Consider the following 4,887-nt stretch of genomic DNA (forward strand, 5'->3'; position numbering starts at 1 on the left):
CGTCGTTGAGCGAGCCCAACGTGAACGCCACCACGTCGTCCTTACCGTCCCCACTGAAATCCGTCGACGAACCCGCCAGATACCGACCACCACCACCGCCACCACCGCAGTTGTCGCTGACGAGGTAGCGCTGGTTGTAGCTGCCGGGGTAGGGCGCGAGCGAGACGCCGTTGATGGCGATCTTCTGCTCGGCCCCGTTGTAGAGCTGCTCGTAGTGGATGTGCGCGCCGGAGGAGTTGCCGGTGCTGCCGGTGATGCCGATCTGCTGGCCCTGCTCGACGTACGCCCCGCTGGGCACCGAGTAGGCGCTGAGGTGGAAGTAGTAGGTGGTCCAGCCGCCGCCGTGGTCGATGACCACGTAGTTGCCGGCGCCGCCGGGCTCCGAGTAGCGGCGGGCCACGCCGGCCGCCGAGGCGAGCTGCGGGGTGCCGCCGGTCGCGCCGTCGGAGCGGACGAAGTCCAACGCCTCGCGCACCTCCGAGCCGTGGTGGGAGTACGTCCACCGCTGCCCGCAGGGGAACGGCGCCTTGAAGTTGGGGGCGGCCATCGCGGCGGTGGGGGCCGCGACGACGCCGGTGAGCACGGCCGCGGCGAGGGTGAGCAGGGCGACGAGGAAACGGGGGACGGTGCGGGGTGGCCGGGACATGGCGGCTCCTGTCAGGGGAGGCTGGGTCGGGGCAGGTCGGAGCCGGGGGCGATCTGGTCGCTCCACCGCCAGCCGTTCTGCACCAGGCGGGTGCCGTCGGAGAGCGACACGTAGGCGTCGGCGGTCGTGGCCTGGGTGAAGGTGACGGCGTCGGCGCGTCCGTCGCCGTCGAAGTCGCCGACGCCGGGCAGTTCGGCGCCGACGGCGAAGTTGCCGTGCCAGGTCGCGGCGGCGCCGAGACCCGAGCCGGTGGAGCGGCGCACCAGCACGTCCGCGCTGGTGCCCCGGGTGAAGGCGACGATGTCGTCGCGGCCGTCGCCGGTGACGTCGGCCAGCGCGGGGACCTGGTCGCCGGTGGCCACGCCGTCGCCCCACTTCCAGGACTGCTGCACGAAGCGGCTGCCGTCGGAGAGCGAGACGTAGACCGCGCCGCCGGTGCCCTGGACGAAGGTGACGAGGTCGTCGCGGCCGTCGCCGTCGAGGTCGCCGAGGGCGGGGGTCTCGGTGCCGACGGCGAAGAAGTCGTGCCACTTCGCCGACGGGGCGAAGCCGGTGCCGGTGGAGAGCGCCACGTACACGTCGGCCGCCGCGCCCCGCGTGAAGGTCACGATGTCGGCCCGCCCGTCGCCGTTGACGTCGCCGACGGCGGGGATCTCGGCGTCGATGGCGAAGAAGTCGTGCCACTTCGCCGACGGGGCGAAGCCGGTGCCGGTGGAGAGCGCCACGTAGACGTCGGCCGCCGCGCCCCGCGTGAAGGTCACGATGTCGGCCCGCCCGTCGCCGTTCACGTCGCCGGTGAGGGGGAGCTCGGCGTCGGTGGCGAAGAAGTCGTGCCACTTCGCCGCCGCCCCGAAGCCGCCGCCGGAGGAGAGCGAGGTCAGCACGTCGGCGGTGGCGCCCCGGGTGAAGTCGACCACGTCGTCGCGGCCGTCACCGTCGACGTCGCTGGTGTTGCGGCCCCGGCTGACGGCGGTCGCGGTGGCCGACCCGACGCCGGCGTTGCCGACCTCGTCGAGCGCCACGACCCGGTAGTACCACCGCTGCCCGGCGGCGAGCGGCCCGTGCCGGAAGCCGGTGGTGCGCACGGTGCCGAGCAGGTTCGCCGGGGTGGCCGGCACGTCGGCGCTCCGCGCGCCGTAGACGCGGTACCCGGCGACGCCCACGTCGTCGGTCGCCGCCGGCCAGCTCAGGGCCACCGCGTGGGTCCGGCCGCCGACGGTCGGCGCGGCGGGGGTCGTCGGCGGCCGGGTGTCGGCGTACGGGGGCACGATGCTCGACGCGGCGTAGGAGCCGGCGGTCCAGGCGGGACTGCCGGCGGTCGGGGTCAGCGTGACGGTGATCGAGGAGCGGCCGGCGGTCACCGAGGCGGGCAGGGCGAACTCGTCGCTACGCCAGCGCTGGGTGGCGTTGCCCTGCGGCTGGGACCAGACGCCGACGGTCACCCCGTCGAGGGCCACCGTCGCCGCCTGCCCCGCCGCGCCCTGCTCGCCGGTGCGACGCAGCCGTACGCCCTGGTTGGTGGCGGCGACGGCGAGGCGGAAGCGGACCGCGGCCGTGGCGGCGCGGAGCTGCCCGGTGACCACCGCCGAGTCGTCGTCGCCCTCGAAGACCGAGCTGAGGGGGTACTGGGTGGCGGCCCCGTCGGAGTAGGCGTGGGCGGTGCGGCTCGCGGCGTCGCCCACCGTGAGCGTGTCGGTGAGTGTCTGCCCGACGGTGGGCTGGGTGTAGAGGTAGGCGGTGGAGCCGTACTCGGCGGGCATGTCGTTGACCGGGCCGTGCTCGATGCCGAAGCGCAGGCTGGTGCCGTAGTCGATGGCGTCGCCGATCAGCAGCCGGTACGCCGCGTCGCACTCCTGGGCGCAGTCGCCGCTGCGCAGCTGGTGGCCGGTGTTGCCGGTGAAGACGCCGGAGTAGGTGCCCCGGTTGAAGTACCAGCCGGACTCGTAGAAGTCCTCCGTGCCGGTGCCGTGCAGCTGCGGGGTGGCCGAGCCGTCCACGTGGACCCGCTCGTCGCCCTCGAGGTAGTTGCGGGTGTTGCCCTCGGTGATGTGTCCACGCATGGTCTGGGAGACGCCGACGAGGCGTCCGCGCCCGCCCTGCTCGGCGACGATCCAGTCCTGCCCGGTGACGGTCGTCCCCCGGCGGGACTGGGCGGTGAAGTAGCCGGCGTTGCCGGCGGCGGCCAGCGCGTCGCTCCACTGGGTGCCGGGGGCGGAGGTGATCTCCCAGCCGACCCCGGTGAGGTTCGCGCCGTCGGTGCTGACGAGGCTGATCGTGGCGTCGCTGCGGAACGGCATCGGCCACCAGGAGCTGTACCAGCCGCCGGCGCCGGTCTCCATGGCGGACATCAGCGACCGGACCGGCCGTTCCCCGAGCCCGGAGCCGAAGAACTCGGCCACCGGGGAGTCCACGGTGGCGCGGCCGTCGAAGGTGATCCGCAGCCGCAGCCGGCCGAGCCGGGCGTCGGTGGCGCTCGCGTCGGGCACCCGCAGGCGCAGCGCGGTGACGGCCCGGGGACCGGTCAGCGTGGCGAGGGTGACCTGGCCGTTGGCGGGGACGGTGCGGGTGCCGGCGAGCGTGGCGGCGCCGGGCTGCGCGGGTTTGGGGTCGCGGGTGCCGGCGGCGCGCAGCAGGGCGACCACGTCGGTTGCGGGGTCGGCGGGGTCGAAGGTGGTGACGCCCTGGGCGTCGGCGAAGCTGCGGTAGGTGACGTGGTGGAACAGCGGGTTGTGCTGGGTGGTGATGCGCATCGAGCGCCGGTAGGGCATCGGCACCTTGACCGTCACCCCGCCGGAGGTCTGGTCGGCGTTGCTGACCAGGGGGAAGACGAAGGGCGCCCCGAGGCCGCCGTCGACCAGGTGTTGCAGGCCGGTCTGCACGACGGTCACGCCGTCGAGCTCGATGCGGATCCACCCGGTGGCGTCGACCGCGCCACCGTCGCGGGTGAACCAGATCGACTCGACCTCCCCGGCGCCTTGGTCCTCGGCGATCACGCAGCCGCCGTCGGTGCGCAGGCAGGAGTGGGCGCCGCTGAACCCGTCGTCGTTGCCGCCGGCCCGGTCGTAGCCGGAGAACTGCCGGGTCCGCGCGCCGCCGCCGAGGTACGGCAGCCGGTCGAGGCGACGGTAGACGTCCCAGCCGACGGCGCCGGGGCCGGGCGCGGCCGGGGCGGCTGCGGCGGGCGCGGCGACCGGGCCCGGCGCGGCGCCCGCCGGGGGTGGGACCGCCGCGAGGGCCGCGATAACGACACCGACAACGACGGTACGCAGAAAGCGAAATCGGCTCATGAATCACCTCGGCCGGTGGGCCCCACGGACGGTGCCACTAGCGGAAGTGAAGCCAATGAATTCGAAGCCTGTCAATACCACAGGTCGCCGAGACGCGCGGCGGGAGTCCCACGACTTCGCATTTCCGCAGGCCAGAGGGCATTGACCGGGGGCCATTCCGGACGAAACTTTTTTCCTTGACTGCAACAGCAAACGGACGTAAGTTTCATCTACCTATCGACACCCCTCGTCGTCGTTCGCGCCCGTCGCCCGGCACTTCACCTCGCGCCTGTCCTCGCCCCGAGTCGGCAGCCCACGCCGCCGCCCGGACCACCCCCGCATCCCGGAGGGCCGTCATGGACAACCACCCCCGAACACCGCTGAGCTGGGCCTTCGCCGCCCGGCTGGTCGCCGCCGTGGCCGTCACGCTGGCGCTGACCACCCCCACGACCCCCGCCGCCGCGACCCCCTCGAACGACGACTTCCAGACGCTGGCCTGCACCTCGATCCCGGCGAACCACGACCCGTCGGTAATCGTGATCGTGCACCGCGTGGGCCTCAATCTGCGCGTCAGTGACAAGGTCATGCTCGCCGGCTTCGAGACCGGCTGGGTCGAGTCCCACATGAACAACCTGCCCTGCGGGGACAAGTCCTCACTCGGGGTCTTCCAGCAGCGCTGGGACTACGGCTGGGGCACAAAGGAACAGATCATGGACGTGGTCTACTCGTCGACGCAGTTCTTCACCCGGGCGATCACCTGCGAACGCAACAATCCCGGCTACAGCGCCGGTCAGGTCGCCCAGTGCGTCCAGCGTTCCGGCTTCCCCGACCGCTACGACCAGTCGGCGGCCAAGGCACGGTCGATGCTCGCCGAGGCGGCGCGCGTCGTGGGCATGAAGGCGGGTTCGTCGACGGATTTCAGTGGGGACGGTAAGGACGACGTGGTGGCGTTCACGTTGGGCTCGCTCAACGACG

General features: G+C 72.9%; 2 protein-coding genes and 1 pseudogene. 1 reads left to right on the forward strand and 2 read right to left on the reverse strand.

Annotated elements, in window-relative coordinates; all coding sequences use genetic code 11:
- Positions 1–646: M23 family metallopeptidase (locus ACLQ2V_RS28020; RefSeq protein ID WP_425721694.1), on the reverse strand; the 646-nt coding region annotated here is incomplete at its 3' end.
- 11 nt (positions 647–657) lie between these two features.
- Positions 658–3,933: a DUF2961 domain-containing protein gene (locus ACLQ2V_RS28025; RefSeq protein ID WP_425721696.1), complete on the reverse strand. Its 3,276-nt coding sequence runs from the start codon at positions 3,931–3,933 to the stop codon at positions 658–660.
- 335 nt (positions 3,934–4,268) lie between these two features.
- Here ACLQ2V_RS28025 and ACLQ2V_RS28030 point away from each other — a divergent pair.
- Positions 4,269–4,887 (forward strand): annotated as a pseudogene (locus tag ACLQ2V_RS28030) (FG-GAP repeat domain-containing protein); the annotation flags it as partial.

Source organism: Micromonospora sp. DT233, assembly GCF_049841815.1.
Taxonomy (GTDB): Bacteria; Actinomycetota; Actinomycetes; order Mycobacteriales; family Micromonosporaceae; genus Micromonospora.

Coding starts and splice junctions, on each gene's coding strand:
- ACLQ2V_RS28025 (WP_425721696.1), bottom strand. CDS start 3,933: ATGAGCCGATTTCGCTTTCTGCGTACCGTCGTTGTCGGTGTCGTTATC.